This is a genomic window from Salarchaeum sp. III (assembly GCF_036418315.1).
Taxonomy (GTDB): Archaea; Halobacteriota; Halobacteria; order Halobacteriales; family Halobacteriaceae; genus Salarchaeum.
On the sequence record NZ_JAZHPG010000026.1, the window covers coordinates 251703 to 276453 of the forward strand.

Below are 24751 nucleotides of genomic sequence, written 5' to 3' on the forward strand. Positions count from 1 at the left end.
TCAGAGGTAGTGGACGGCGAGGAGTATCGCGAACATCGCGCCGGTGAGGAGGAGTTGGGCGAGCGCGGACGCGAGGACGCCGGCGGTGGCGTACGCGGCTGTTTTCAGGCTGACATCGCGGTCGCCGTGTCGGTAGTATTCGAGGACGAAGACGGTGCCGGCGATGCCGATGATGATGCCGATGGGGCCGCCGAGGGGGAGGAGGAGCAGGCCGACGACCGCGGCTATCAGGGTGGTTCGTGTGGACGCGCCGCCGGCGTTTGCGGCGAGCGCGCCGCCGAACCAGTCCACGAGGGTCGCGGTGACGCCGAGCACGACGAGGACGGCGAGGGCGAGCGGGCCTGGCTGGCCGGTCTGCCACCAGTAGACGGCGACGCCGGCGAGACCCGTGAGGCCGCTCGGGAGGAGCGGAACGATGCTGCCGACCATGCCGAGCGCGAGCAGGCCGAACGCGAGGAGGACGAGCGTGTCCATCAGTCGTACCTCCGGGCTTCCTCGTGGGCGGCCGGTGTGCCGTACTCGTCGACGAGCGGTTCGAGCGCGCTCCCGAGCGCGCGCATGCACTGGCCCGTGGAGTGGTAGTCGAGGGCGTCGGCGACCGCGTCCCAGTCCTCGGTCTGGAGGAGTTTCCGGACGAGAAGGCGTTCCTCTCGGTCGGTGAGGAGGTCGGGGTGGGGGCCGGTGAGGTGGTGGGCGGCGAGCGCGCGGAAGGGCGCGGGGTCGGCGGCGTAGAGACCGGGCCCGTAGGAGGCGCCGACCACGACCCGCCACCGGTGGTCGGTGAGCGAGAGCGCGGGCGGCGCGTCGGCGGCGGCGAGGCAGGCGCGCGCCACGTCCGCGTCGAGGTCGTCGAGTGCGTCCCCGAGCACGTCCGGGATTCGGTCCGCGAACCACTCGGCGTGATGGTCGTGCACCGCCTCGCCGGCCTCGCTGAGCGGGTCGAGCATTATTGCGGAGTACTCGCCGCTCATGTCGTTCCGGGTCGTGGAGACGTGGACGGTGTCGAAGCCGTTCTCGTCCCAGAACGAGACGAGTTCGGGGGTCGCGCCGTACCCGACGCCGAACCAGTCCAGGTCGCCCGCGATTTCGCGCCGGATTTCGCCGAGGAGGTGGCTGCCGAACCCGCGGGAGCGGGCGGCGTGGTGGGTGGCGATGCGCATCACGCGCCAGCCGACGGGGACGGCGGCGTCCGCGTCCCGAAGCTGGCTGGTCAGCACGTCCGGAATCATGTTCCCGAGGATGCGGCCGCCCGCGTACATCTCCTCGCGCGTCTCGGAATCGAGGCCGCCCTCGCGGGCGAGGAGGGCGACGGAGACGACGTGACCGTCGTGGCGGAGCGCGCGCAGGCGGAGGTTCGGCGCGTCGAGGAGGCGCGCGAGGTCGTTCGGTTCGGTGCGGTAGTGCGCGTAGACGAGCAGGCCGAACGCCTCCCGGAGCAGGGTTTCGTCCGCGAGCAAGTCCTCGCTCGTGAGCGCGTCGTAGGTCGCGTCTTCGGGGGTGGCGTCGGCGACGAGCGGGTCGACCGGCGGCCGGGCGTCGAGGAGGAGCGCGCGGAACGCCCACACCTCGACTGGGTCGCCCGCGGCGTACCGGATGGGGTCGCTCAGGCGGGCTTCAGCCACGTCGAGGTCGCTGTCGGCGAGGCGGTCGCGAAAGCGCACGTCGAACCCGCGGCCCGCGCCCTCGTAGCCGTGGACGGTGGTGGTGAACGCGACGTGGTCTGCGTCGAGGAAGGATTCGAGCAGGCGGACGGGGAGCGCCGCGGCCTCGTCCACGAACACCACGTCGGGGTCGTCCGGGAGGTCGGCGGCTACCGGCGGTTTCTCGAATCGGAGACTGTCGCAGCCGAGTTCGTCCGCGCGCTCGAACAGTTCGTCCGCGCTCCGCTTCCGGGGTGCGGTGACGAGCACGTCCAGACCCTCGTCGGCGAGACAGGCGGCGGCGATGCCGGCGGCGCTCGACTTCCCGCGGCCGCGGTCGGCCTCCACGACGACCGCCGCGTCCGGCTCGCGGAGCGCTTCGAGCGCGCGCACCGCGTCGGCCTGGTCCTGCGTTCGGCAGGCGTTGTACGCGCGCTCGGGGAAGTCGTGGTCGGCGGGCGGTTCGGGTGGCGGCGGGCGAATCCGGGGCGCGGGACGCGTGCGGCCGTCCCGTTCGAGCGACTGGGCGTCCGCGTCGTAGATGCTGATTCCGGGATGCGCGCGGAGCGTGTCGACGAGCCGGCGGCGGAAGTGCCCGGTCACGTCCGCGAGCGAGAACGGCGGCACCGCCAGGCTCTCGTCGAAGTCCTCGCGGACGCGCGGCCAGTCGTCGAGGTGGGGCGCGAGCAGGAGGAGGAGACCGCCGCCGTCCACCGCGCCCGCGATGCGGCCGAGCGCGTTCGGCCGACACTCGTCGTGCGCGTCGTACACGACGGCCGTCCGCGTCGTTCCGAGAAGGTCGCCGGAGTCGCGCGGTCGAAGGCGCTCGCAGTCGAGGCGCCCGACCGTCCCGAGGTGGGTGGCGTCGTCGCGCGGCACGTCCGCGGCGGAGAGCGCGGCGTCCGCGGCGTCCAGACACGTCTCGCGGGACCCGGTGAGCACGAGCATGCGGCGTTCGTTCACGGACTCCGCCTCCTCGCGGAGCGCGGCGGCGACCTCGCGAACCATTACCGGACGTTCGGCCGAGGCGGGCAAGGCAGTTTCGCCCTACACGTCGGGAGTGGGCTTCGCCTCGTCGGTGGAGAGCTGCTGGTAGGCGGCGACGAGCACGCCGTTCCCGAACACGGTGACGAACGCGGACCCGAGGTTGGTGATGAGGAAGTCGAGTTCGAACGCCCCGAAGACAGTAATCGGAATCGCGGTGGCGATGTTGACGAGGAACGCGACGAGGAGGAATGCGACGCCGAGGAGGAACGTTTGGAGGCGGTGGCCGGACGTGAGACGCCACGAGGAGCGCAGTGCGTCGAGGAAGTTCTCGTCCTCGACGGCGACGAAGACGGCCCAGAGGAAGAGCGCCGAGAGGAGGTAGAGACCGGGGAGCACGAGCGCGGCGAATCCGAGCGCGACGACGACGGCGAAGACGATGGCGCCGACGAACGCGTTCGCGAACGTCCGGACGCCGCGGCGCGTGAACGCCGCGAGCGGGAGGGGTTCCGTCTCGTCACTCGCGAACACGCGGAGCGCGGCGATGGTCGTGAGGAGTCCGGCGACGCCGACGAGAAGCGCGATGAGACTGTCGGCGAGCGGCGACACCTCGACGATAGCGGTCGAGTCCACCGTGAGTTCCTCGCCGCCCGGGAGGGTGAACGTGAACGACGAGGCCGTCCCGAAGACGGACTCGACGACCGTCAGGGCGTACACGATACCGAAGAGGAGCAGCCCGTTGCGCTGGCGGACGCTCTCGAATCCAGTCGCGAGTGCGTCTTCGACGGATAATTTCACATTCTAAATTGTGCTTCGAAACGGCGTAAAAGTGTCGGGTGGCGTGGGTCCACGTCGCACGGACGAGGAGCGAGAAAGCCGTTCCCGCGAGGGTTTGAAAGCGCTTTTAAGCATAGGAACCCCACGGTAGTAGTACAGCCAGTGGGGGTCGATGATGCTCCTAGCCGTTAGGGATTGACCCGGCAGGGGAGCGCAAGCCCGCCACGGCAACTAGGTGAACACAACTATGCCAGTGTACGTTAACTACGACGTCCCAGCGGACCTCCAGGAACGAGCCCTCGAAGCCCTCGAAGTGGCTCGCGACACCGGGAGCGTGAAGAAAGGTACGAACGAGACCACGAAGTCCATCGAGCGCGGGAACGCAGACCTCGTGTTCGTCGCGGAAGACGTCTCCCCCGAGGAGATCGTCCTCCACATCCCCGAACTCGCAGACGAGAAGGGAATCCCGTACGTGTTCGTCGACACGCAGGACGAACTCGGGAACGCCGCCGGTCTCGAAGTCGGCTCCGCCGCCGCGGCCGTCGTGGACGCCGGCGACGCCGAGGAAGATGTCGAGGACATCTCGGCGAAAGTCGAGGAACTCAAGTAATAACTCATGAGCGCGGAAGAACCAGCAAGCGACTCCACGTCCGCCGAGGTCATCGAGGTCGTCGGAAAGACCGGGATGCACGGCGAGGCGATGCAAGTGAAGTGCCGAATCCAGGAGGGGTCGAATCAGGGCCGCATCATCACGCGGAACTGCCTCGGTCCCGTCCGGGTCGGCGACGTTATTCAGCTTCGCGAGACGGCTCGCGAGGCTGACCCCATCGGAGGTCAATAATGCCCCAGACACGAGAATGCGACTATTGCGGTAGCGACATCGAACCCGGCACGGGGACGATGTTCGTCTACAACGACGGCACCGCCGTCCACTTCTGCTCGTCGAAGTGCGAGAAGAACGCGGACCTCGGTCGCGAGCCGCGCGACCTGGAGTGGACTGAGGAAGGTCAGGCGCAGGGCGGGGAGAACGAATGAGCCACCACGACGAGCGGACGTTCGTGATGGTGAAGCCCGACGGCGTTCAGCGCGGCCTCATCGGCGACATCGTCGGCCGCCTGGAGGAGAAGGGCTTGAAGATGGTCGGCGGGAAGTTCATGCAGATCGACGAGGACCTCGCGCACGAGCACTACGCCGAGCACGAGGACAAGCCCTTCTTCGAGGGGCTCGTCGAGTTCATCACGTCCGGCCCCGTCTTCGCGATGGTCTGGGAGGGCGCTGACGCGACCCGTCAGGTCCGCCAGATGATGGGCGCGACGGACGCGCAGGAGGCCGCTCCCGGCACCATCCGCGGTGACTACGGGAACGACCTCGGCCACAACCTCATCCACGGGAGCGACCACGAGGACGAGGGCGCGAACGAGCGCGAAATCAGCCTGTTCTTCGACGAGGACGAGCTGGTTGACTGGGACCTCGCCACCACGCAGTGGGTGTACGAGGACGCGGACGACCACTAAACGCTCGCAAACCCCTCTCGAGTTCTCTATCCTTTTATCGTATTAGGTAGCCTAGCTGGGGCTATGGATACCGAGTTGACGCGTCGCGGTCTCATCGCCGCCATCGTCGGCGGCGGGGCGGCGGCGGGCGCGATGTCGCCCGTGTCGAGCTACCTCCGGCGGTTCGCGCCGTTCTCGGGCGGGGCGTGGGCGGACGCGACCGACCGGACGAACGGTACTGTGACGAGTCCGTACGGCCCCGCTACCGTCGCGTACGACGACGAGTACGGCGTCCCGACCATCGCGGCGGACGACGAGCGCGCGCTCTACTTCGCGACCGGGTACGTGCACGGCGCGAACCGCCTGTTCCAGCTGGATTTGCAGCGCCGCCAGATGCGCGGACAGCTGAGCGAAGTCGTCGGGGAGGCGACGCTCGATTCCGACGAGTTCCACCGGCGGATGGATTTCGCGCGCGCCGCCGACGCGACCTGGGACGAACTCGCGGGCTCCGAGACCGGCGACCTCGTGGAAGCGTACGCGGACGGTGTGAACGCCTGTATCGAGCGCGAACCCCTTCCGGTGGAGTTCGGGCTATTGGAGTACGAGCCGGCGCCGTGGACGCCCGCGGACACGGTGCTGATGGAGAAGCAGATCGCGTGGCAGCTCACGGGTAGTTTCGAGACGCTGCGGAACGCGGCGGCCGCGGACGCGCTCGGCGAGGAGACGGCGAGCACGCTCTACCCGTACCGGCTGGACCACGATTCGCCGATCCTCCGCGACGGTGACGGCGGACGACCCGAGGCAAGTCGGGAGCCGCCCGTGCGGACGCCGAGCGGTGACGCGCGCGGGCTCGTCGGGTGGCTGTCCGGGTTCGAGAGTCCGCCCGGTATCGGGTCGAACTCGTGGGTCGTCTCGGGCGACCTCACCGAGTCGGGACGGCCGCTCGTCGCGAACGACCCCCACCTCTCCCTGATGGCGCCCCCGGTGTGGTTCGAGCAAGCGCTGGACGCGCCCGACTACACTGTGCGGGGCGTGACGTTCCCGGGCGTGCCGTTCGTCGTCATCGGCGAGAACGACCACGGCGCGTGGGGGTTCACGAACGTCGGCGCGGACGTGCTCGACGTCTACGAGTACGAGACCCGGGACGGCGAGTACCGGTACGGGGACGGCTGGGAGGCGTTCGAGACGGAGGAGGTGACGATTCCCGTCGCGAACGCGCCCGACGAGACCATCACGCGGCGGACGACCCGTCACGGCCCCTACCTCGAACGCGAGGGGTACAGCGTCGCCGTCGCGTGGACCGGCCTCACCGCCACCCGCACGACGGACGCCATCTACGACTTCAACCGCAGCACCGGCCTCTCGGATGTGCTCGCGGCGACCGAACTGTTCGACGAGCCGACGCAGAACCTCGTGTACGCCGACACCGAGGGGAACACGCTCTATTACGCGACCGGCCAGATTCCGATTCGCACGATAGACGGCGAGGAAGTCCGGGGGACGCGCATCTTCGACGGCTCGGCGGGTGAGGGCGAGTGGGACGGCTTCACGCCGTACGGCGCGACGGACTGGAGCGAGGGGTTCGTGCCGTTCGACGAGAAGCCCGGCGTCGTGAACCCCTCGTACGTTGCGACGGCGAACCAGCGCGTCACCGACGCGTCGAAGCACTACCTCGCGGAGTCCTACTCCGACCCGTATCGCGGTATCCGCATCTACGACCGCCTCGACGAACGCGTGCAGTCGGCGGAGTCGGTGACGTTCGAGTTCGTGCAGGACCTCCACGACGACGCCTACGACGGGCGCACCGAGGGACTCGTCGGCCCGCTCGCGGACGCCATCTCGGACGACCACCCGGAACACGCGAGCGCGCTCCGCGACTGGAACGGCCACATGGAGCGAGATTCGACGGCCGCGCTCGCGTTCGCGCTCTGGTTCGACGAGTACAAACACGAACTGTTCGAGTCGCGCTTCGACGCGGTGGGACTGGACGCGGACTACTACCCCCGCGACTGGGTCGTCCAACACCTCGACCCGGAGGGCGAGTGGTTCGCGGACCGCTCGCGCGCGGACGTGATGCGCGCGGCGTTCGACGCGGCCGTCGAAACCATCGGCGCGGAGGGCTACGAGACGTACGGCGACTACAATACGACTGGAGCCATCACGCACCCGTTCGGCCAGTCGTTCCTCAACTATCCCGAGTATCCGACGGACGGCTCGCGGGCGACCGTGAACAACTACGCCGTGGAACGCCCGACCGGGAGCAGTTGGCGGATGGTGTGCGAACCCGGCGGCCGATCGGTCTGCATCGTTCCGGGCGGGAACGACGGCGAGGTGTGGAGCGCGAACTACAGCGACCAACTCCGCATGTGGGCGGACACCGAGTACAAGCCGTTCCCCGTCGAGCCAGCGGAGACGAGCATTCGGTTCGTGGAGGAAGAGCGATGACCCTCGACTGGCGCGCGAACCCGCGCGCGAACCTCGTCTGGTTCGCCGCCGGCGCCGCGGTCGCGGTGCTGCTCGGCCACCTCTCCTGGATAGGGTTCCTCGCGGGCGGCGCGATAGCGGGATTCGGCCAGCGCTCGTTCCGGTACGGCGTGTTCGCCGGGTTCCTCGTCGGCCTCTTCTCGGTCGGCGTGTTCGTCGGCCTGCTCGCCGGCCACAACAGCCTCGGAGTCGCGCTCGACACCGGCCAGGTGCTGTACGTCGCGCTCGCTGTCCCGCTCGTGTACGCGACGCTCGGCGGTCTCGTTCGCGGCGTCCGATAATCGGCTATCGAGCGCGAAGAGAGAAAAGCGCGCTCGCGGATTACTCGCGCGCCGGAACGTCGATGTCGCCGGCGTCGAGGGCGGCTTCGACGTTCCGTGCGGCGGTGACGAGGTTCTCCATCTTCCTGTACGCGACCTCGCGGGGAAGGAGTTTCACGCCGCAGTCCGGGCTCACCGTGAGCTGTTCGGGCGGCACGACTTCGAGGCCCTTCCGGATGTTGCGCTCGATTTGTTCGACGGACTCGACTTCGGCCACGTGCGCGTCGACCACGCCGAGCGCGAGGTCCTTCGTGAAGTCGGGGTCCTTGAACACGTCGAGCTGGTCGTAGTCGCCGTTCGCGAGTTCGAGGTCGAGTTCGTCGACGGGAAAGTCGAGGAGTTCGGGATAGATGCGGGAGTAGTCGCCGTAGCAGACGTGGAGGCCGATTCGGACGTCGTCCGGGATGCCGGAGACGATGCGTTCGAGGCACTCGCCGACGATGGCGTGGTCGTCCGGCGTGGTGGCGAGCGCGGGTTCGTCGATCTGGATGTAGCGCGCGCCGGCGGCGACGAGCTTCTCGATTTCCTCGTTCACGAGGTCCGCGAGGTCGTACGCGAGCGCTTCCTCGTCCTCGTAGGCTTCGTTGAAGCTCCAGGACGCGAGCGTGTACGGGCCGGTGATGGGGACTTTGACGGGGCGGTCGGCGACCGAGGCGGTGAACTCGTACTCGGAGACGAGCCAGGACTCGTCGTACTCGACCTCGTCGGTGACGCTGGGTTTGTCGAAGTAGTTGTGCCCCCAGACCTTCACCGGGCCGTTGAATTCGTAGCCGTCGATGCGGTCCGCGAAGAACTCCACCATCTCGTTGCGCCGCATCTCGCCGTCCACGACCACGTCGAGGCCGGCGCGTTCGTGTTCGTTCGTGATGAGTCGGCTGGCGTCGTCCTGGGCTTCCCGCCAGTCCTCGTCGTCGAACTCGCTCTCCGGGTCACTGTGGAGGTCGCGGGCGCGGTTCAGCCACGACGGCTTCGGGTAGGACCCGACGACGGTCGTGAGGAGGAAGTGGTCGTTCTCGTGACCCGGGGGACGGAACTGCTCGCGGTTCTCACTCATCGGCGTCACCTCCGACGGCGCCGAGCGCGCGAAGTTTCGCCTGGAACTTGTTCACGGGCAGGTAGAACAACTCGGTGTTGGGTGTGGCGTACACGGTGTCGAACTCGCTGACGGGAATCTGGTCTCTGAACCACGCGATGCGTTCTTCGATGGTGTCGGGGGATTCGACGAGCGTGTTCTGGCCGTCCACGACGCCGAGGCTCACCGAATCGAGCGTGCCGTACTCCTGGACGAGGTAGGTGGCGTCGTCGTGGGCGGTGACGAGGTCGTAGCCGAGCGCCGAGATGTCGGTGTCGAGGAGGTGCGCGTGGAGTTTCTCGCCGTACGTCCCCCAGTAGGACTGCACGACGACCTCGGCGTCGGTCGCGGCGGCGACAGTGTCGATGGCGGCGGCGGCGCGCTCGTCCTCGCCGTCGTCGAGCGACTCGGTGGCGAGGCTGGGTTCGAGGACGAACACGGTCTCGACGGCGTCCGGGAAGGACTCGACTTCGCCGGCGAGGAAGTCGCCGACGGCGGCGAGGAACTCGTCCGGACTCCCGTAGTGCTCGTCGGTCGCGAGTCGGGAGAGCGAGTAGGGGCCGGGCACGACGGCCTGGAGGCTGTCGGTGAGCGCGCTCGCCGTTTCGAGGTCGCGCGCGAGGTCGCCGCTGTGCGTGAGGTCGCCGGTGACGACGGGGTCGCGGTAGAAGTTGTTGTTGTCGTAGTACCGGACGATGCCCTCGGTGCGAACGTTCTCGTGGACGGCGAGCGGGTGGGCGAGCATGTCGTCCCAGCGCGCCTGTCCCTCGACGGCGCGGTCGAGGCCGGCGTCCGCCTGCCGGGTGAGGAGGTCGTCGCGCGCTTCGTCGTAGACGGCCTCGACGTCGGGGGGTTCGTCCCCGGAGACGAGGTCCTCTTTCTGGTGGCCCTTGAGGTCGGCGAGGCGCTCGCGCGCTTCGTCGGGCAGCGGGAACAGGCCGAGCGTCGTGCTGACGACTGTCATCTACTCGGGAGTACGCCATACCCTCGTTTAATATTTTCTCTCTCAGTTTATTCTTCGTAGTTATCTAGGGCGCGGCGGCTACGCTGTAGATACCGGAGCGCGATAAACGAGTCGACCACGGGAACGAAGATTCCCGGGACGGCCGCCATCGCGTACACCTCGCCGTCGAACGCGCCATCGGTCGTCTCGTAGACGGCGCGGGCGTCCGCGCGAATCGCTATCGGGAGGAGAAGGCGGACGACGAGTGCGGCGAGCAAGAAGGGGGCGGCGAGCACCGCGAGCGCCGCGAGCGACACGCCCGTCCGCGCGACAACGGCTACCAGGAAGAGGCCGAGCGTGGCCTCGACGGCCGTGACAGCCGGCATCGCGTACACCGCGTACCGCCACTTCGACGCGCCGGACATACCTAAGAGAAGGACCGCCGGGAAGGAAGAGCTATCGGACGAACTTCAGGACGGTGAGCGTTTCGAACGGGAAGGACTCGTCGCGGAGCGCGACGGCGGAGAACCCGCGGTCTCCGGCGTACTCGGCGACTTCCTCGACGCCCGTGAGCGTGCTGACGAGCAGGAGAACGAAGCCGTCGGGGGCGAGCACGCGCGCCACGTCGTCGAGGAACGCCTCCACGACCTCGCGGCCCGTCTCGCCGCCGGTGAGCGCGACCTCCAGCCAGTCGTCGCGCTCGGCGTCGGGGTCCGCCGGCAGATACGGCGGATTGAACAGCACCGCATCGAACGCGCCGTCCCGGAACGGCGCGACGAGGTCGGCGCGGACGACCGGAACGCCGCGCTCGCGGGCCTGCCGGCACGCGTGCGGATTCAGGTCCGACGCGACGACGTTCACGCCCGCGTTCCGGACGCGTTCCGCGACGACGCCCGACCCCGTCCCGACCTCCAGCACGCGGGCATCGGCTTCGAGTTCGTCCACGGCGACGTCGGCGAGCAGCCGCGAATCCTCCGCGGGCTGATACACCTCGGTTTCGACGCCGCGTCGCTCCGCGAGGTCACTCACCCTCGTCACCCGCGGGACCGTAGTCGTCGGGGATGGTCGCGCCGAGACCGTTCTGGCGCGCGGAGAGTTCGCGCTGCGGGAACGGGATGGTGATGCCCTCCTCGCGGAACGCCTCGTGAACCCGCGAGATGACCGCGGTCTGGGCGCGCCACTTCCGGCGCGCGCTCGGCTTGTCTATCCAGAACCGGAGGTCGAGCACGACCGCGGAATCCCCGAACTCGGTGAGCACGACCTGCGGCTGCGGCACCGTCAGCACGTCATCCACGTCCTTCAGCGTCTCCTCCGCGACCTCGATGGCGTGGTCGACGTCCGTCGTGTAGTCCACGCCGACCTCGACGTGCAGGCGGAGGCGTCCCTTCCGCGAGCGGTTCACGACCTCCTCGGACCCGACGTAGTCGTTCGGCAGCATCACGTACTCGCCGTCGAACGTCTGGATGCGCGTGTTCACGATGGTGATGTCCGTGACGATGCCGTCGTTGTCGCCGATTTTCACCCAGTCGCCGATTTCGAACGGCCGCGCGAACATCAACACGAACCCCGCGATGACCGCGCCGAGCGTCTGTCGGGCGGCCATACCGAACACGATGCCGGCGAACCCAGCACCGATGAGGAGGCCGGAGAGGTTCACGTTCCAGACGCCGAGCGCGGTGATGAGCGCGCCGATGTAGAGCGTTATCTGGAGGAGTCGAAACGTGATTTCGGCCTGGTGGTCGGTGATGTTCTCGCGCGCGGCGACGAAGTCGTCTACGCGGCCGTGCAGGAACTCCGTGAAGACGTACGCGCCCGCGAGGAGGCCGAGCGTGATGAGGAAGCGAACGCCGAGTTCCGCACGAGCGGTCACGGCCTTCACGGCGTCCACGGCGAGCGGGTGGGCGCCCCAGAGGACGAGGAACGCCTCGGCGCCGAGCGCGAGGAACGCGACCGCGAGCACGATTAACAGCACGTCGAGGAGTCGGTCGCTCCGGTTCTCCCGCGCGGCGGACGCGAACCGGCGCGCGGCCCGCCACCCGAGCGCCAGCAGGACGAGCGCGGCCGCGGAGAGCACGGTGCGCTCCACCGGACCGAGCGCCTGCACCGCCTCCGTCAGTTGCGTGAGCGCGCTCACGACGGGTCACCGTGGTCGTACGCGACGCTCGCGACCGCCGCGAACCGCCGCGGGTCCAGTTTCTCCGGGCGCGCGGAGAGCAAGTCGTCGTCCAGCGCGTCCACGACCGCATCGGGGTCGCCGAGCCCGGAGATGTGGGCGGTGTTCCGGATGGCGTTCCGCATGGTCTTCCGGCGCTGCGTGAACACGGCCTTCACGAAGTCGAGGAAGAACTGCTCGTCCGGCACCTCGTAGTCCGGTGCCCGCGGCGTCAACCGCACGATAGCGCTCTCGACGCGGGGCTGGGGGTCGAACGCCTCCTTCGGCACGATTTCGACGACCTCCACATCCGCGTAGTGCTGGGCGGTGACGGAGAGCCGGCCGTACTCGCTCGTGTCCGCGTCGGCCGCCATCCGCTCCGCGAACTCCCGCTGGTACATCAACACCGCCGGCTCCCCCGCGGGCAGCAGGCGGAACGTGAGTTCGCTCGACGCGCTGTACGGGAGGTTGGAGATGCAGCAGGTGTACGCGGGGAGGGCCACGTCGAGCGCGTCTCCCTCGATGACGGTGAGGTCGCCGCGCTCGCGCGCCGCCGCGAACTCCTCGCGCACAAACGCCGCGAGGTCGGGGTCGCGTTCGATTGCGGTGACGTGGTCCGCAACCACGAGCAAGCGGTCCGTCAACGCACCCGTTCCGGCGCCGATTTCGAGCACGTGCGACCGGTCGAACTCGCTCGCGTACGTCGGAACGCGGTCGAGCACGCGGTCGTCGACGAGGAAGTGCTGGTCGAAGTCGGGGTTCCCGCGGCCCGCACGCCGAATCAGGGCGTCCGGGTTCCGATACTCGCTCATACCAGTGTTTCTCGCAGGACTCCCTTACTCTCTCCGGACGAACAATCGGTACTTCACGTCGTCCGGGTTCTCCAACTCCTCCTCGATGCGCTCGACAACAGTCTCCTTCGGGCTGTGCAGGCCGGAGACGCGGTCTTCGAGGTCGTCGAAGCTCTCGAACGGACCGTGGCGCTTGCGCTCGTCCAGGACGTTGTCCCGGAGTTTGTCGCCGATTCCGGGGAGGAGGTTGAGCTGGTGGAGGCGGAGCGAGAGCGGCTGCGCGTCGTTGAAGAAGTCCACGAACCGCTTCTCGTGCGCCTCCACGAGCTCCTCGATGACGTAGTCGAGCTCGGAGCGCGCGCCGTCAGTGAGGTCCTCGTAGCCCACGGTGTGCCCGCGCTCGATACCCGCGTCGAAGGCGGGCGTCACCTGCACGTAGTCACCGATGGAGATGTCGGCGTCCTCGCGCAGGCTGAGCTCGTAGAGTGTGAAATCGTCCACGGCGACCGCGTACGCGAGCGGCGACCCGCTGTACGCGCCGCCGTTGCTCCGGCCGTGGTGAAGGACATCGAGCACGACCGCTTCCGACGTCTCGTCGCTAGCAGCGTCGCTCATACTATACTCGACCTAGTACGACGCGATACTTAAAAAGTCGGACGCGTTACGCGTATTTCGCGACGATGTCCAGCACGTCGTCGAGTTCGTCGCCAGAGAGCGCGTACCGCTCCTGCGCGAACACCGCGCGGAGTTCGTCACGACTCCGCGGCAGAAGGTCCGCAATCTTGAACGCCGCCTGCGCCTCCAGCGTGTCGAGTTCGAGGAGTTCGTCCACAAGCTCGCGGGACTCCTCGGCCTCCAGCACCGCGAACCGATTCGTGTGCTCGACGGCGCGCGCGAGCTCGTACCGGAGCTCGCGGTCCTCGTCGGCCGCGCGCTCGGCCTCGATCTCCTCGAGGAGGGATTTCGCCTCCGAGGTGGTGAGGAACTCCTCGTCGAGCGTTTCCTTGAAGATGGTCATGCTAGTTCTGCGCGCGGAGGTGCGCGGGATAGGCGAGCACGACCTTCTCCTTGCCGTTGTCGTTGATTTTGACCTTGTAGGAGCGACCCTGCTCGCCGACGATTTCGCCGGTGAGACCGCTGAATCGGGCGTGGAACCGACCGTTCTGAGTGGAGGGGTCGATCTTCAGGTGGACTTTCTGGCCTTCGTCGTATTCGGCGACGGAGCGCTGGGGCGGCGACGTACCGCGCTCTCGGGGCTTGTTGGAGAGTTTCTTCCGCGTGCTGTTGAGGGGTCCGTTGGAACTCGGCATAGTCGTATGCAGGTTCGTACTGCCGTTGGCGTTATAAAACGCACGCTACGCGTTCGTGTCGGAGACGCCGGCAGACTCGGGTGGGAGGGACAGGCCTAACACGAACTCACTCCATCCATCGGTATGGACGACGAGCACTTCGAGACGCGCGCCATCCACGCCGGCCAGGAACCGGACGAGGAGACGGGCGCGCTGATGACTCCCATCTACGCGAACTCCACGTACGAGCAGTCCGCGCCCGGCGAGCACACCGGCTACGAGTACAGTCGAACCGGAAACCCGACGCGGACCGACCTGGAGGACAACCTCGCGGCCCTCGAGGGCGGCGAGCACGGCCGCGCGTTCTCGTCGGGAATGGGATCCATCAACACCGTGATGAACCTCCTCGACGCCGGCGACCACGTCGTCACCGGCGACGACGTGTACGGCGGGACGCACCGACTGTTCACGCAGGTGTACGAGAAGTACGACGTGGAGTTCGACTTCGTGGACACCACCGACCACGACGCCGTCGCCGAGGCGATGCGGGAGAACACGGAACTCCTCTGGGTGGAGACGCCGACGAACCCGCTGATGCGCGTGAACGACATCGACGCGCTGAGCGATATCGCGCACGACAACGACGCGCTCTGCGCGGTGGACAACACGTTCGCGACGCCCTACCTCCAGCGGCCGCTCGAACACGGCGCGGACATCGTCTCGCACTCGCTCACGAAGTACCTCGGCGGGCACAGCGACGTGGTCGGCGGCGCGCTCATCACCGACGACGACGAACTCGACGAGGAGTTCGGGTTCTACCAGAACTCCGTCGGCGCGACGCCGGGGCCGTTCGACGCGTTCCTCGTGCTCCGCGGAACGAAGACGCTGCCCGTGCGGATGGACCGCCACTGCGAGAACGCGAAGGTTCTCGCGCACTGGCTCGAGGCGCACGAGCACGTCGAGCACGTCTACTATCCCGGTCTCGAATCCCACCGCCAGCACGACCTCGCGGCCGAGCAGATGGACGACTTCGGCGGGATGCTCTCCTTCGAGCTCGACGCGAGCCTGGAGGAGGCGAGCGAGTTCGTCTCCAGCACGGAGGTGTTCACGCTCGCCGAATCGCTCGGCGGCGTCGAGTCCCTCATCGAACAGCCCGCGGCGATGACGCACGCCGCCATCCCGAAGGAAGAACGCGAGGCCGCGGGCCTCACCGACCCGCTCATCCGCGCGAGCGTCGGCATCGAGAACGTCGACGACCTGAAGGCCGACCTCGACCAGGCCATCACGAGCGCGCTCGAATAGGACAAGCCGCTTTTTGACCCTCCGCGGACTGTTTATCCCGCCCGTGCGTTCTTCCGGGTATGCAGCGACGTGCCCTCCTCGCGACGCTCGGCGCGACGGTCAGCGCGACCGCGGTCGCCGGCTGTCTCGGTGACGTGACCGGTAGCGACGACACGACCACCAGCGACACCACGACCGACGGAACCACCAGTGACGGGACGACTACGACGCCGACGGCCGAGACGCGGTTCGTCGTCGATGACGTGACGCTCGACGACATCCCGGACGACGTGGACGCGTCCCTCGCGGTGACGGGAACGGCGGACGCGACGACGATGCACCCGCCGGCCGTCGAAGTATCGGTGACGAACACCGCGGACGCCGCGCGGACGTGGCAGTTCGGCGCAATCGTCCCCTGGTCGACGCTCTACGGGTCGCGCACCGATGGCGACGCGACCGCCCTGCTCGCACCCGGTGGCGCGGAGAACGAGGTCGTGCCGGACGCACCCCAGGACGACGCGTGCTGGCGTGCAACCGACGGCATCGCAACCGCGCAGGTCGTGAACGAAGTCGAGTTCGCGCCCGACGAGACGAAACGCGGGACGTACGCCCTGCTCGGCGGCCCGGAGAGCGACTGCCTCACCGCCGCGACCTACCGATTCGAGGACGGGAACTACCTCGGGGAGACCGAGTGGGGGTTCGAGGTGACGCTCTGACCCTCACCGCTCGCCCGCCGCTTCCGCTTCCAGTCGTTGGGCGAACTCCCGCACGAAGCCGGCGCGCTCTTCGGCGAGGTCGCGCCCGGCGTCCGTGTACATCCGCTCGGGGAGGTCGAGGAGCTTCTTGTGGACGTGATTGAACTGCGTCTCGCCCGCCACGGAGTCATCCGCCTCGGGCGGGAGGCTCGGGTCGTAGATCGGCGACCCGATTTCGCCGCCGTAGCTGAAGCACCGCGCGACGCCAACTGCGCCGAGTGCGTCGAGGTTGTCCGCGTCGCTCACTACCTTCGCTTCCGCCGTCTCCGGCTCCACGTCGTTCGAGTAGCGGTGCGCCCGAATACAGTGCGCCACGGCGTCGACAGTCGCTTCCTCCGCATCGCGTTCTTCGAGGATCTCCCGCGCCTCTTCCGCGCCCCACTCCGCGTGGTCCTCGATCTCTCCGCGGTCCTCCCGCGCCCGCCCGATATCGTGCAAGAGCACTGAGAGGCGAAGCACGCGCTCGTCCACGTCCGCTCGCCTCGCCGCGAGTCGCTCCGCGTTCGCCTCCACGCGCTCCACGTGGAACCAATCGTGCGCCGGACTCAACTCCGCAGTGAAGTACGAACGGGCGACTGCGCGGACGTCCTCAGTCATCAGTCGAGAAATTCGGTGAGCGCAGAAAGCCGTACCGGACGCGGCACGAGACACGAACAACAGTTACGGCGGGGACACGAACTCTCATCGATCGTTCGCGGACCGAGGGGCTCGTTAGAGCCCGAGGGGAGCGATTCACCGCGCTGTCAGGCGCGGGCCGACGACCGACTAACGCGGCCCGGAGGGCCGCGGCTGGAGGAAGGAGGCTTTTAGTCCAGGTTTTTATCGGGCCTGCGCAGCAGGCCCGCAATAAAAAAGTGGGTGCGTTATATCCGACCGACTTCGTCGACGTCGACGGATTCGACGTCGTCGACGTTCCGGAACGCGTCCTCGACGGCTTCCGTGCCGCCCGCCTCGTCCGGGATGATGACCGTCGGGAAGAGCGCGATGAGGCCGAACGCGACGTCCTCGCGGTCGGTGCGACTGATTTTCGCGCCCTCAGGGAGCGCGTCCTCGAGACGGTCCGTGAGGTCGTCGAGGTCGACTTCGGGGCTCTGCGGCATGACCTTGATGCGAGCAGCGACCTTCCCCATCGTTATGGCCCTCGGAACCCGCAGTCGGGACACTCGTAGAGGTTGCTCTGCTTCCGGCACTTCGAGCATCGGTAGATCTGCTGGCCACAGTCCGGGCACTTGAACGAGGCGGCGGTCGTGCCGGAGATGTTAATCCCGCAGGAGACGCACTTGCGCGCCTGCCGGGTCTCTGATTCGCTCATACTCGGGTTAGTCGCGGGAGCGGTTTTAACGGTTGTCCTTTCCGCGCTAGCTTCCGGGGAGGATGTCACCGAGTGCCGCGCCGATAGCCATCGGGAAGAACGCGGCGACGCACGCGCCCAGCGCGACCGCCGGGTCGTCCCAGTCGATTCGCCCCCACGCGGTGAGCAGGACGACGGCGGTGCCGAGGGACACGGTGACAACGCCGGCGAACCGCCGTGGGACGAGGCCGAACAGGGGGTCTTTGACGCGGACGTCCTGGATGTCGGCGACGTAGAGGACGCCGTGGGCGACCGCGAGCGTCGCCGCGACCGTGCCGAGGAGAAAGACGGGGTGGGTGGCGAAGAACGCGCCGACTTCGGTGGTGCCGCTCTCGACGGCCATCGGGATGCCGAACAGGAGGCTGCCGAGGAACGTCTCCGCGATGTCGGCGCGGTCGTACCCGTGGATGACGTTCCCGAACGCGCCGCGGTCCTCGAGGGAGGCGACTTCGTCCTCCACGTCCTCGGCGGCGTCGCGCGCGGCGGCCACCCGTTCGCGCGCGTCCTCGTCCACCGTGGCTTCGAGGGCTTCGAGTTCGTCGAACAGCTGGTCGAGTTCGCGCTCCGGCATGGGTTGGAGCACGCGGGCGGTCGGTATGAAGGTTGGCCGCCACGTTCTTTCGGAGGGGCGTCGAACACTCCGAGTATGCCCGAGTATCCACGACCGCGGGAGTTGGAGCGCGGAATGACCGTCGAAATCGAACAGGGCCACGACAAGGAACCGATTCAGGGCGAGGTCGGGACGGTTCTCGGCGAGGCCGACCCGAACGGCGCTGACGTGAAGTTGAAGTCGGGCGCGGAGGGGCGCGTGCGCCGCATCGTGCCATCCGAGGGCGGGCGCGAGCAGCCGCGGTAGCGACTCGAAGACGTAGGTTTTTACGCGGACGGCGTGCAGTCCAGTGTATGACGCAGGGATGGTTCGCGAGCGGCGACGCCGAGGACGTGGGCGCGCTCTCGGCGAGCGTGCGCGACGGGTCGGCGGACGCGCCCGCGGACTGGCCGACGGAGGCGATAGAGACAGGGTTCGCGGAGAGCACGGACGAGTACTACGACGCGCTCCACGCGGCGACGGTGGCAGCCACGAGAACGGAGGTTCGGGAGCGCGAGCGCGCGACCGACCAGCAGCTGGTGCACGCCGTTCGCGGGGTCGCGGACCTGACGGACACCGTGAACGAACTGGCGGAGCGCGTCGCTGAGTGGGCGGGCAGCCTGTTCGACGAGTCCGGGACGGGTGTGGAGTACGCCCGCGAGGTCGCCGCGCGCGATCCGAGCGACGTGACCGAGGAGCGTGTGGTGTCGCTCGCGGAGCGCGTGCGCGACCTGGCGAACGAACGCGCGGACCTCGAAGCGTACGTCGAGGAGCAGGCGCGCGTCGTCGCGCCGAACCTCTCGATGCTCGCGGGGCCGACGCTCGCCGCGCGGCTCATCGAGCAGGCGGGCGGGCTGGAGTCGCTCGCGAAGATGCCGTCGGGCACGGTGCAGGTGCTCGGCGCGGAGGACGCGCTGTTCGCGCATCTCCGGGGGCACGCACCGTCGCCGAAACACGGCGTTATCTACGTTCACGAGTACGTCCGCGGGACTCGTCCAGAAGAGCGCGGGTCGGCCGCGCGGGCGCTCGCGGGCAAACTGAGCATCGCGGCGCGCATCGACCACTACTCGGGCGACCGGCGGCCCGAACTCGAGGACGAACTGGACGAGCGCATCGAGCGCATCCGCTCGCGGGGTGACGAATGAACCGCCCGGAGGGCGTGGAGCGGCGCGCGTTCGAGGGGAGCGAGGGCGAGTGGCTCGCGACCCGCGGCGGCGCGGTGTACGGCGAACCCACCGAGGACGGGTGGCGGCGCTGGAACCCGAACCGCTCGAAGCTGGGGGCGATGCTCGAACACGAGATGGACACCGGACTCGCGGGCGGCGACACGGTGCTCTACCTCGGCGCGGCGAACGGGACGACGGTGAGCCACGTCGCGGACTTCGCGGGGCCGACGTACGCCGTGGAGTTCGCGCCGCGGCCCGTGCGCGACCTGCTCGACGTGGCCGAGTCCCGGACGCGGCTGTTCCCCCTCCTGAAGGACGCGCGGAAGCCGGAGACGTACGCGCACGTCGTCGAGGCGGACGTGGACGCCGTGGTGCAGGACGTGGCGACGCGCGGGCAGGCGCGGGTCGCGGTCGAGAACGCCGAGTTCCTCGCGGACGACGGCCGGCTGCTCGCCGCGTTCAAGGCGCGCAGCGAGGACGTGACGCGCGACCCGAGCGACGTGTTCGAGGACGTGCTGGATGACCTCGAAGCCGCCTACGAGGTGCTGGAGACGCAGCGGCTCGAACCCTACCACGCGGACCACCTCGGCGTGGTCGCGCAACCGAAGTAGGGCGGCGGGTGCTCGCCGGCATCCGGGCTTATTTATTCGCGGCCGGTGAACGAACGGGCGAATGGTGACGGGTTCGCGGGACGCGTTCACGGAACTCGGGACGCTCGGCGTCGAGGAGGAGTTCTTCGTGGTCGACGAGGCGGGCGTGCCGACGGCGGGGAGCGACCAGTTGGTGTACGAGGGCGATCCGCCCGAGTTGCTCGACGGGCGTCTGGACCACGAGCTGTTCAAGTTCGTGGTGGAGACGCAGACGCCGCGCCTCGACGGCATCGAGGAGGCGGGCGACGCGATTCGGGACGTGCGTGAGGCGCTCGTCGAGTACGCGGACGCGTACGGGTTCGGCATCGCCGGTGCCGGCCTCCACCCGGGCGCGCGGTGGCGCGAACACGAGCACGCGGAGAAGCCGCGGTACCGCTCGCAGTTAGAGCGCATCCAGTACCCCCAGCACCGGAACACGACCGCGGGCCTGCACGTCCACGTCGGCGTGGACGACCCGGACAAGGCCGTCTGGGTGGCGAACGAGATTCGGTGGTATCTCCCGGTGATGCTCGCGCTCTCGGCGAACTCGCCGTTCTGGAACGGGTTCGACACGGGGCTGGCGTCGGCGCGCGCGAAGGTCTTCGAGAACCTCCCGAACACGGGGATGCCGACCGCGTTCGAGGACTACGACGCGTTCGAGACGTACGAGGAGCGGATGGTGGAGAACGGCTCCATCGACGACCGCGGCGAACTCTGGTTCGACGTGCGTCCGCACTCGGGACACGGCACGGTCGAGGTTCGCGCGCCCGCCGGCCAGCACGACCCCGCGGTGGTGGAGGCGTTCGTCGAGTACACGCACGCGCTCGTCGTCGACTTCGCGGAGCGCTACGAGGACGGCGAACCGGGCACGGAGGTTCGGCGGGAGATTCTGGACGAGAACAAGTGGCGGGCGATTCGTCACGGGCACGACGCGTCGTTCCTCGAACCCGCGGGCGGCGTCGTGGACCTCGGGGAGGTCGTCGAACGGGAGGTCGAACGGCTCGGCGTCTCGGGCATCTGGGACGTGTACGACCGGGAGAGCGGCGCGCATCGACAGCGTCGCATTCGCGAGGAAGACGGCGTTCGCGTGCTCTACGACTCGATTCGTCTCTGAGCAAAGCGTTTTAATCGCTGGGCGGCTTTCGTCGCATAAGAGCCGACACATGTCTGATTCAGACGACAGCGAGGACTCCCGGAACGCCCGGGACCGAGCGAAGGCCGGGTTCGACGACAGAGTGGTGAACATCCTCTCGTGGGTGCTCGACACGGAGACGCGCGCGAAAATCTACGTCTACCTCCGCCAGCACCCCAACAGCACGAGCGAGGAAATCGCGGAGGGAACGGGCCTCTACCCGAGCACAGTGCGGGAGGCGCTCGCGGAACTGAACGAGGAGGAGACCGTGGAGCGCCGGAAACGGGAGAGCGAGGGCGCGGGGAACAACCCCTACGAGTACACGGCCATCGCGCCGAGCGACCTCGTCGGCGGCGTCGTCGGGCGCGTGCAGGACGAACTGAACACCGTGTTCAACCTCGACACCTACCTGGGCGGGGACGAAAACGCAGAGGACGAGAACGAACCCGTCCACATCGAGGTCGAAGGGACGGAGGACGCGGAGCAGGAGAACCCCAACCGATAAACGCGCGCGGCGTTTCCCCCGGGGTATGGACGTGGCCCTCGGCGGGACTTTCGACCCTATTCACGACGGCCATCGCGCGCTCTTCGAGCGAGCGTTCGAACTCGGTGACGTTACCGTCGGACTGACGAGTGACGACCTCGCGCCGAAGACCCGTAACGAGGACCGGTACGTGCGGCCGTTCGACGAGCGGAAGGCCGACCTCGAACGGGAGCTTTCTCGGTTCGCGGACGAGTACGACCGCGAGTTCGAGATTCGGCGGCTCGACGAACCGACGGGAATCGCGGCGACGGAGGAGAAGTTCGACGTGCTTATCGTCTCGCCGGAGACGGAGGCGGGCGCGGAGCGAATCAACGAACTCCGGGCGGAGCGCGGGTTCGACCCGCTCGACATCGAGGTCGTCGACCACGTGACGGCCGACGACGGCGACGCCATCTCCTCGACGCGCATCGTGAAGGGCGAAATAGACGAACACGGCAACGTCACTCCCGAGCGCGAGGGGCGAGCGCAGGAGCAGTAAGCTACCAGTCGGGGGCGTCGAACCCGGCTTCCTCGACCAGCGTTTTCCACTTTCCCTGCACGGAGAGCCGTGATACGTCCGCGGCGTCGGCGACCCGTGATTGCGAGCGCTGGTCGCCCGCGATGAGCGCGCCGGCGTACACGCTCGCCGCGAGCGCCGCCTGCTTCGAGCGGTCCTCGTCGGGGAGCGTGGAGAGGAAGATGTCGCGGGCGTTCGACCGCGCGGCGCTCCCGAGTTCGAGTCTGTCCGCGACCGCGTCGAGTTCCGCGAGCCACTCCCGCTGGTCTACCTCGTCGCCCGCCCGGTACATACCCGAGTTTGGGCGTTCCCGGATTTAAACCCACGGAGGGATGCGTTACGTACTTGTGCCGGACGCGGCTACCGGGGAGTGCGCGCGGGTCGCCAAGCCAGGCCAAAGGCGTAGCGCTTAGGACGCTATGGTGTAGACCTTCGCCGGTTCGAATCCGGTCCCGCGCACTGAGGAGCGAAGCGACGAGGGAGCAGGCCGGGTCGGGCCTGACGAGGAACACGCAGCGAACGGCGTGAGCGAGTATTTCTCGTCGGTGGTTCGAATCCGGTCCCGCGCATTTTCCGCGACGAGCGTCGTGAGGAGCGTGAAAATCGCCGGAGGGATTCGAACTCAGTCAGGCGCGCGCAGCGGAGCGAGCACGTCTGCCGATAGTTCGAATCCGGTCCCGCGTATTCTACGGCGAACCGCGTGAGGAGTGAATGCGGAGTGAGCGGGTTCGAAGCCAGGTTTTAGGCTCGCCGAAGTTTCGAAAACCCTTTAGTGTTTAGGCTTGCCTAAACCAGTATGGTTGAAAGAGAGCGGAGTCGACGAGCGGTCCTGAAGGGCGGTGGCGCACTCGTCGCGGCCGGTCTGCTCGCCGGGTGTCAGAGTGGCGACGGCACGACCGCGGAGACGACGACCGACGCGACGACAACAACGGAAACGACGACCGAGCAGACCACGACGGCCGAGGACACGTCGTACTCGGTGTCGATGGAGCCGGTGGGGGACGTGACGTTCGAGGAGGTGCCGGAAACGTGGCTGCCGTACACGGGCGACTACGCCGACATGGGCGTGGCGCTCGGGCAGGCGGACGGGCTCGCGGGCATCGGCGTCCCGTCGCGGTACGGCACGCACCACTACGCGGAACTCGACGGCGTCTCCGTCGACAAGGAGTCGCTCACCACGCTCTACCAGGACGGCACCGGCAAGGAGGTGTTCTACTCCGTCGACGCGGACATCCACGTCATCGACCCGAACTTCATGGTGAACCGCCTGCAGTGGGAGCAGTCGGACGTGGACGAGATAGCGAACGGGGTCGCGCCGTTCTTCGGGAACACCATCTTCACGCAGGTGTACGACTGGCACGACTACGAGTACTACTCGCTCTACGAGGCGTTCGAGAAGCTCGCGGAGGTGTTTCAGGAACGCGAGCGCTACGAGGCGTTCAAGACCTACCACGACGAGGTCGTCGCGGACGTGCAGTCCCGCATCCCCGAGGAGACGCCCGAAATCGCGCTTCTCTACCCGGCTGGCGTGCCGCCGGAATCGTTCTACCCGTACCTTATCGGGGAAGGAACGGCGTCGAAGCAGTGGCGCGACCTCAGCGTGGACGACGCGCTCGCCGCCGCGGGCGTCACGGACGCGCAAGCGGGCGGCGCGACCATCGACTACGAGACCCTGCTCGACATCGACCCGGACGCCATCGCCGTCCGGCTCTCCGGGAACATCTCCGAGGAGTACTTCCAGGAGAACATCGTCGCCCCCATGGAGGAGGACGAGGTGGCGAGCCGGCTCACCGCCGTCCAGGACGGCCGTGTGTTCTACGGCGGCCTCACCTATCAGGGCCCGATTATCCATCTGTTCCAGCTCGAAACCGCCGCGCGCGGGCTGTTCCCGGACACGTTCGACGCGGACGAGGAACTGTTCGACCGCGGGCGCGTCTCCGACATCGTGAACGGTGAGTTCTGAGATGACGGACCGAGACGTGGTCGTGGTCGGCGGCGGCCCGACCGGCTGTTCGGCGGGCGTGTTCACGGCGCGTTACGGCCTCGACACGGTGGTGTTCGACCGCGGGAACGCGGCGCTCGCGCGCGCGGCGTTCGTCGAGAACTACCCGGGCTTCCCCGGCGGCATCGACACGGAGACGCTGCGCGACCTCCTGCACGACCACGTCGAGACGGCGGGCGCGGACCTCGTCCCCGACATGGTCGAGTCGGTCGCGGAGACGGCGGACGGCTTCCGCGTGGAAACCCAGGAAGGCCGGAGCGTGGAGACGCGGTACGTCCTCGCGGCGGCGTGGTACGACGGCGGCTACCTCCGTGGGATTCTCGGTGACGAGGCGTACCACGAGCACGAACACGACGGCGAGACCCACGAGCACTTCGACCCCGAGTACGCCGACAGCGACGGCCGCGTGGGCGTGGACGGCCTGTACGTCGCGGCGCCCGCGGGCGAGCGGAACGCTCAGGCAATCATCGCCGCCGGGACGGGCGCGCACGTCGCGCGCGAACTCATCGCCGACCACCGCGCGACCGAGGGCTACCCGGAAGGCGTGCGCGAGCACTACGACTGGCTCCGCCCGGACTCCGAGTTCGCGGGCGACTGGGGCGAGCGCGAGCGCTGGCGCGAGTGGTACGAGGGCCGGACGCCGGACGACGCGGACGCCGACCTGCGCGAGCAGTACATCGACGACGCGTTCGCCACCCGGCGCAGTCCGGACGAAGTCGAGGAACTGCGGGAGCGCGCGCACGACCGCCTGCTGGAGCACATCGACGACGACCGCATCCGCGCGTACCTCGACGACTGAGGCGTTCGACGGGCGTCTGACACCCCACAATCCTTTTCGTAACCCGCACACGACGTAGGAGT

The 24751-nt window shown here is 68.2% G+C and carries 33 protein-coding genes and 1 tRNA gene; 17 read left to right on the plus strand and 17 right to left on the minus strand.

What is annotated here, in order from left to right:
* The 3 genes from U3A55_RS10080 to U3A55_RS10090 are packed head-to-tail and all read right to left on the minus strand — an operon-like array spanning position 1 to position 3422.
* A complete protein-coding gene (locus tag U3A55_RS10080; protein WP_330991375.1) occupies positions 1-474 on the minus strand; it encodes a DUF456 family protein in 474 nt (157 codons plus the stop codon).
* Positions 474-2648 carry a tRNA(Met) cytidine acetyltransferase TmcA gene (gene tmcA, locus U3A55_RS10085; RefSeq protein WP_330991376.1) on the minus strand — a complete coding sequence of 725 codons (2175 nt, stop codon included), beginning with the start codon at positions 2646-2648 and terminating at the stop codon, positions 474-476. The genes U3A55_RS10080 and tmcA overlap by 1 nt, the downstream gene beginning before the upstream one ends.
* Positions 2649-2687: 39 nt before the next feature.
* Complete coding sequence (locus tag U3A55_RS10090) at positions 2688-3422, minus strand: hypothetical protein (protein ID WP_330991377.1); 735 nt, start codon at positions 3420-3422, stop codon at positions 2688-2690.
* Between the two features lie 226 nt (positions 3423-3648).
* Between U3A55_RS10090 and rpl7ae the strand changes: the two genes are divergently transcribed.
* The 6 genes from rpl7ae to U3A55_RS10120 all read left to right on the plus strand — a co-directional run bounded on the left by rpl7ae (position 3649) and on the right by U3A55_RS10120 (position 7659).
* The gene (gene rpl7ae / locus U3A55_RS10095) at positions 3649-4011 is read left to right on the plus strand and encodes a 50S ribosomal protein L7Ae (protein ID WP_330991378.1); all 363 of its coding nucleotides are present in this window, start codon (positions 3649-3651) and stop codon (positions 4009-4011) included.
* A 6-nt stretch (positions 4012-4017) separates the two neighbouring features.
* Positions 4018-4242 (plus strand): 30S ribosomal protein S28e, encoded by a 225-nt coding sequence (locus tag U3A55_RS10100; RefSeq protein WP_330991379.1) that lies wholly within the window; start codon positions 4018-4020, stop codon positions 4240-4242.
* The gene (locus tag U3A55_RS10105) at positions 4242-4436 is read left to right on the plus strand and encodes a 50S ribosomal protein L24e (protein ID WP_330991380.1); all 195 of its coding nucleotides are present in this window, start codon (positions 4242-4244) and stop codon (positions 4434-4436) included. The genes U3A55_RS10100 and U3A55_RS10105 overlap by 1 nt, the downstream gene beginning before the upstream one ends.
* A complete protein-coding gene (gene ndk / locus U3A55_RS10110) occupies positions 4433-4915 on the plus strand; it encodes a nucleoside-diphosphate kinase (protein WP_330991381.1) in 483 nt (160 codons plus the stop codon). The genes U3A55_RS10105 and ndk overlap by 4 nt, the downstream gene beginning before the upstream one ends.
* A 63-nt stretch (positions 4916-4978) precedes the next feature.
* A complete protein-coding gene (locus U3A55_RS10115; protein WP_330991382.1) occupies positions 4979-7339 on the plus strand; it encodes a penicillin acylase family protein in 2361 nt (786 codons plus the stop codon).
* The gene (locus U3A55_RS10120) at positions 7336-7659 is read left to right on the plus strand and encodes a hypothetical protein (RefSeq protein WP_330991383.1); all 324 of its coding nucleotides are present in this window, start codon (positions 7336-7338) and stop codon (positions 7657-7659) included. The genes U3A55_RS10115 and U3A55_RS10120 overlap by 4 nt, the downstream gene beginning before the upstream one ends.
* A 40-nt stretch (positions 7660-7699) precedes the next feature.
* On the opposite strand, the gene U3A55_RS10125 is transcribed toward U3A55_RS10120, so the two are convergent.
* Genes U3A55_RS10125 through U3A55_RS10165 form a run of 9 tightly spaced genes read right to left on the minus strand, consistent with a single transcriptional unit; the run spans position 7700 to position 13966 of the window.
* Positions 7700-8752 (minus strand): methionine synthase, encoded by a 1053-nt coding sequence (locus U3A55_RS10125; protein WP_330991384.1) that lies wholly within the window; start codon positions 8750-8752, stop codon positions 7700-7702.
* On the minus strand, positions 8745-9734 hold the full coding sequence (locus tag U3A55_RS10130; protein ID WP_330991385.1) for a 5-methyltetrahydropteroyltriglutamate--homocysteine methyltransferase: 990 nt from the start codon (positions 9732-9734) through the stop codon (positions 8745-8747). Before U3A55_RS10130 ends, U3A55_RS10125 begins: the two co-directional genes overlap by 8 nt.
* Positions 9735-9781: 47 nt before the next feature.
* Positions 9782-10138, minus strand: a complete 357-nt coding sequence (locus tag U3A55_RS10135) for a hypothetical protein (RefSeq protein WP_330991386.1) — start codon at positions 10136-10138, stop codon at positions 9782-9784.
* 31 nt (positions 10139-10169) lie between these two features.
* Positions 10170-10742 carry a HemK2/MTQ2 family protein methyltransferase gene (locus U3A55_RS10140; RefSeq protein WP_330991387.1) on the minus strand — a complete coding sequence of 191 codons (573 nt, stop codon included), beginning with the start codon at positions 10740-10742 and terminating at the stop codon, positions 10170-10172.
* Positions 10735-11847, minus strand: coding sequence for a mechanosensitive ion channel family protein (locus tag U3A55_RS10145; protein ID WP_330991388.1), 1113 nt, complete (start codon positions 11845-11847; stop codon positions 10735-10737). Before U3A55_RS10145 ends, U3A55_RS10140 begins: the two co-directional genes overlap by 8 nt.
* Positions 11844-12677, minus strand: a complete 834-nt coding sequence (locus U3A55_RS10150; RefSeq protein WP_330991389.1) for a 16S ribosomal RNA methyltransferase A — start codon at positions 12675-12677, stop codon at positions 11844-11846. The genes U3A55_RS10145 and U3A55_RS10150 overlap by 4 nt, the downstream gene beginning before the upstream one ends.
* A gap of 24 nt (positions 12678-12701) precedes the next feature.
* Positions 12702-13271, minus strand: a complete 570-nt coding sequence (locus tag U3A55_RS10155) for a DUF655 domain-containing protein (RefSeq protein WP_330991390.1) — start codon at positions 13269-13271, stop codon at positions 12702-12704.
* Between the two features lie 46 nt (positions 13272-13317).
* Positions 13318-13674: an RNA polymerase Rpb4 family protein gene (locus tag U3A55_RS10160; protein WP_330991391.1), complete on the minus strand. Its 357-nt coding sequence runs from the start codon at positions 13672-13674 to the stop codon at positions 13318-13320.
* A 1-nt stretch (position 13675) separates the two neighbouring features.
* A complete protein-coding gene (locus U3A55_RS10165) occupies positions 13676-13966 on the minus strand; it encodes a 50S ribosomal protein L21e (RefSeq protein WP_330991392.1) in 291 nt (96 codons plus the stop codon).
* 123 nt (positions 13967-14089) lie between these two features.
* Here U3A55_RS10165 and U3A55_RS10170 point away from each other — a divergent pair, with 123 nt between their 5' ends.
* Positions 14090-15247: a cystathionine gamma-synthase gene (locus U3A55_RS10170; protein ID WP_330991393.1), complete on the plus strand. Its 1158-nt coding sequence runs from the start codon at positions 14090-14092 to the stop codon at positions 15245-15247.
* Between the two features lie 59 nt (positions 15248-15306).
* Positions 15307-15942, plus strand: coding sequence for a hypothetical protein (locus U3A55_RS10175; protein ID WP_330991394.1), 636 nt, complete (start codon positions 15307-15309; stop codon positions 15940-15942).
* 3 nt (positions 15943-15945) lie between these two features.
* Here the strand turns inward: U3A55_RS10175 and U3A55_RS10180 are convergent, their stop codons facing one another.
* The 4 genes from U3A55_RS10180 to U3A55_RS10195 all read right to left on the minus strand — a co-directional run bounded on the left by U3A55_RS10180 (position 15946) and on the right by U3A55_RS10195 (position 17903).
* The gene (locus tag U3A55_RS10180) at positions 15946-16578 is read right to left on the minus strand and encodes an HD domain-containing protein (RefSeq protein ID WP_330991395.1); all 633 of its coding nucleotides are present in this window, start codon (positions 16576-16578) and stop codon (positions 15946-15948) included.
* Positions 16579-16844: 266 nt separating this feature from the next.
* The gene (locus U3A55_RS10185) at positions 16845-17111 is read right to left on the minus strand and encodes an elongation factor 1-beta (RefSeq protein WP_330991396.1); all 267 of its coding nucleotides are present in this window, start codon (positions 17109-17111) and stop codon (positions 16845-16847) included.
* A gap of 2 nt (positions 17112-17113) precedes the next feature.
* The gene (locus U3A55_RS10190; RefSeq protein WP_145846749.1) at positions 17114-17293 is read right to left on the minus strand and encodes an HVO_2753 family zinc finger protein; all 180 of its coding nucleotides are present in this window, start codon (positions 17291-17293) and stop codon (positions 17114-17116) included.
* Between the two features lie 46 nt (positions 17294-17339).
* Entirely contained in the window at positions 17340-17903 is a 564-nt protein-coding gene (locus U3A55_RS10195; protein ID WP_330991397.1) for a DUF2391 family protein, read from the minus strand.
* 75 nt (positions 17904-17978) lie between these two features.
* On the opposite strand from U3A55_RS10195, the gene U3A55_RS10200 reads away from it, so the two are divergent.
* The 6 genes from U3A55_RS10200 to U3A55_RS10225 all read left to right on the plus strand — a co-directional run bounded on the left by U3A55_RS10200 (position 17979) and on the right by U3A55_RS10225 (position 21870).
* Entirely contained in the window at positions 17979-18188 is a 210-nt protein-coding gene (locus tag U3A55_RS10200; RefSeq protein WP_330991398.1) for a DUF2196 domain-containing protein, read from the plus strand.
* A 47-nt stretch (positions 18189-18235) separates the two neighbouring features.
* The gene (locus tag U3A55_RS10205) at positions 18236-19066 is read left to right on the plus strand and encodes an NOP5/NOP56 family protein (RefSeq protein ID WP_330991399.1); all 831 of its coding nucleotides are present in this window, start codon (positions 18236-18238) and stop codon (positions 19064-19066) included.
* Entirely contained in the window at positions 19063-19698 is a 636-nt protein-coding gene (locus U3A55_RS10210) for a fibrillarin-like rRNA/tRNA 2'-O-methyltransferase (protein WP_330991400.1), read from the plus strand. The genes U3A55_RS10205 and U3A55_RS10210 overlap by 4 nt, the downstream gene beginning before the upstream one ends.
* A 61-nt stretch (positions 19699-19759) precedes the next feature.
* Entirely contained in the window at positions 19760-20830 is a 1071-nt protein-coding gene (locus U3A55_RS10215) for a glutamate--cysteine ligase (RefSeq protein WP_330991401.1), read from the plus strand.
* Between the two features lie 49 nt (positions 20831-20879).
* Positions 20880-21353: a helix-turn-helix domain-containing protein gene (locus tag U3A55_RS10220; RefSeq protein ID WP_330991402.1), complete on the plus strand. Its 474-nt coding sequence runs from the start codon at positions 20880-20882 to the stop codon at positions 21351-21353.
* A 25-nt stretch (positions 21354-21378) separates the two neighbouring features.
* On the plus strand, positions 21379-21870 hold the full coding sequence (locus tag U3A55_RS10225) for a phosphopantetheine adenylyltransferase (protein WP_330991403.1): 492 nt from the start codon (positions 21379-21381) through the stop codon (positions 21868-21870).
* A 1-nt stretch (position 21871) separates the two neighbouring features.
* Here U3A55_RS10225 and U3A55_RS10230 read toward each other — a convergent pair whose 3' ends face one another.
* Positions 21872-22180 carry a transcription initiation factor IIB family protein gene (locus U3A55_RS10230; RefSeq protein ID WP_330991404.1) on the minus strand — a complete coding sequence of 103 codons (309 nt, stop codon included), beginning with the start codon at positions 22178-22180 and terminating at the stop codon, positions 21872-21874.
* Between the two features lie 82 nt (positions 22181-22262).
* On the opposite strand from U3A55_RS10230, the gene U3A55_RS10235 reads away from it, so the two are divergent.
* The 3 genes from U3A55_RS10235 to U3A55_RS10245 all read left to right on the plus strand — a co-directional run bounded on the left by U3A55_RS10235 (position 22263) and on the right by U3A55_RS10245 (position 24689).
* Positions 22263-22347 (plus strand) — tRNA-Leu (locus U3A55_RS10235).
* 337 nt (positions 22348-22684) lie between these two features.
* Positions 22685-23851: an ABC transporter substrate-binding protein gene (locus U3A55_RS10240; protein ID WP_330991405.1), complete on the plus strand. Its 1167-nt coding sequence runs from the start codon at positions 22685-22687 to the stop codon at positions 23849-23851.
* A gap of 1 nt (position 23852) precedes the next feature.
* Positions 23853-24689 carry an NAD(P)/FAD-dependent oxidoreductase gene (locus U3A55_RS10245; protein WP_330991406.1) on the plus strand — a complete coding sequence of 279 codons (837 nt, stop codon included), beginning with the start codon at positions 23853-23855 and terminating at the stop codon, positions 24687-24689.
* Positions 24690-24751 lie beyond the last annotated feature (62 nt).

Excerpts from the sequence above, each read along its gene's own strand:
- U3A55_RS10165 (WP_330991392.1), bottom strand. The coding sequence starts at position 13,966 with ATGCCGAGTTCCAACGGACCCCTCAACAGCACGCGGAAGAAACTCTCC.
- U3A55_RS10180 (WP_330991395.1), bottom strand. The coding sequence starts at position 16,578 with ATGACTGAGGACGTCCGCGCAGTCGCCCGTTCGTACTTCACTGCGGAG.
- U3A55_RS10225 (WP_330991403.1), top strand. The coding sequence starts at position 21,379 with ATGGACGTGGCCCTCGGCGGGACTTTCGACCCTATTCACGACGGCCAT.
- U3A55_RS10170 (WP_330991393.1), top strand. The coding sequence starts at position 14,090 with ATGGACGACGAGCACTTCGAGACGCGCGCCATCCACGCCGGCCAGGAA.
- U3A55_RS10200 (WP_330991398.1), top strand. The coding sequence starts at position 17,979 with ATGCCCGAGTATCCACGACCGCGGGAGTTGGAGCGCGGAATGACCGTC.
- U3A55_RS10120 (WP_330991383.1), top strand. The coding sequence starts at position 7,336 with ATGACCCTCGACTGGCGCGCGAACCCGCGCGCGAACCTCGTCTGGTTC.
- U3A55_RS10100 (WP_330991379.1), top strand. The coding sequence starts at position 4,018 with ATGAGCGCGGAAGAACCAGCAAGCGACTCCACGTCCGCCGAGGTCATC.
- U3A55_RS10245 (WP_330991406.1), top strand. The coding sequence starts at position 23,853 with ATGACGGACCGAGACGTGGTCGTGGTCGGCGGCGGCCCGACCGGCTGT.
- U3A55_RS10160 (WP_330991391.1), bottom strand. The coding sequence starts at position 13,674 with ATGACCATCTTCAAGGAAACGCTCGACGAGGAGTTCCTCACCACCTCG.
- U3A55_RS10205 (WP_330991399.1), top strand. The coding sequence starts at position 18,236 with ATGACGCAGGGATGGTTCGCGAGCGGCGACGCCGAGGACGTGGGCGCG.
- U3A55_RS10195 (WP_330991397.1), bottom strand. The coding sequence starts at position 17,903 with ATGCCGGAGCGCGAACTCGACCAGCTGTTCGACGAACTCGAAGCCCTC.
- U3A55_RS10220 (WP_330991402.1), top strand. The coding sequence starts at position 20,880 with ATGTCTGATTCAGACGACAGCGAGGACTCCCGGAACGCCCGGGACCGA.
- U3A55_RS10080 (WP_330991375.1), bottom strand. The coding sequence starts at position 474 with ATGGACACGCTCGTCCTCCTCGCGTTCGGCCTGCTCGCGCTCGGCATG.
- U3A55_RS10125 (WP_330991384.1), bottom strand. The coding sequence starts at position 8,752 with ATGAGTGAGAACCGCGAGCAGTTCCGTCCCCCGGGTCACGAGAACGAC.
- U3A55_RS10190 (WP_145846749.1), bottom strand. The coding sequence starts at position 17,293 with ATGAGCGAATCAGAGACCCGGCAGGCGCGCAAGTGCGTCTCCTGCGGG.
- U3A55_RS10150 (WP_330991389.1), bottom strand. The coding sequence starts at position 12,677 with ATGAGCGAGTATCGGAACCCGGACGCCCTGATTCGGCGTGCGGGCCGC.
- U3A55_RS10240 (WP_330991405.1), top strand. The coding sequence starts at position 22,685 with ATGGTTGAAAGAGAGCGGAGTCGACGAGCGGTCCTGAAGGGCGGTGGC.
- U3A55_RS10115 (WP_330991382.1), top strand. The coding sequence starts at position 4,979 with ATGGATACCGAGTTGACGCGTCGCGGTCTCATCGCCGCCATCGTCGGC.
- U3A55_RS10230 (WP_330991404.1), bottom strand. The coding sequence starts at position 22,180 with ATGTACCGGGCGGGCGACGAGGTAGACCAGCGGGAGTGGCTCGCGGAA.
- U3A55_RS10185 (WP_330991396.1), bottom strand. The coding sequence starts at position 17,111 with ATGGGGAAGGTCGCTGCTCGCATCAAGGTCATGCCGCAGAGCCCCGAA.
- tmcA (WP_330991376.1), bottom strand. The coding sequence starts at position 2,648 with ATGGTTCGCGAGGTCGCCGCCGCGCTCCGCGAGGAGGCGGAGTCCGTG.
- U3A55_RS10105 (WP_330991380.1), top strand. The coding sequence starts at position 4,242 with ATGCCCCAGACACGAGAATGCGACTATTGCGGTAGCGACATCGAACCC.
- U3A55_RS10210 (WP_330991400.1), top strand. The coding sequence starts at position 19,063 with ATGAACCGCCCGGAGGGCGTGGAGCGGCGCGCGTTCGAGGGGAGCGAG.
- ndk (WP_330991381.1), top strand. The coding sequence starts at position 4,433 with ATGAGCCACCACGACGAGCGGACGTTCGTGATGGTGAAGCCCGACGGC.
- U3A55_RS10155 (WP_330991390.1), bottom strand. The coding sequence starts at position 13,271 with ATGAGCGACGCTGCTAGCGACGAGACGTCGGAAGCGGTCGTGCTCGAT.
- U3A55_RS10135 (WP_330991386.1), bottom strand. The coding sequence starts at position 10,138 with ATGTCCGGCGCGTCGAAGTGGCGGTACGCGGTGTACGCGATGCCGGCT.
- U3A55_RS10215 (WP_330991401.1), top strand. The coding sequence starts at position 19,760 with ATGGTGACGGGTTCGCGGGACGCGTTCACGGAACTCGGGACGCTCGGC.
- U3A55_RS10130 (WP_330991385.1), bottom strand. The coding sequence starts at position 9,734 with ATGACAGTCGTCAGCACGACGCTCGGCCTGTTCCCGCTGCCCGACGAA.
- U3A55_RS10175 (WP_330991394.1), top strand. The coding sequence starts at position 15,307 with ATGCAGCGACGTGCCCTCCTCGCGACGCTCGGCGCGACGGTCAGCGCG.
- rpl7ae (WP_330991378.1), top strand. The coding sequence starts at position 3,649 with ATGCCAGTGTACGTTAACTACGACGTCCCAGCGGACCTCCAGGAACGA.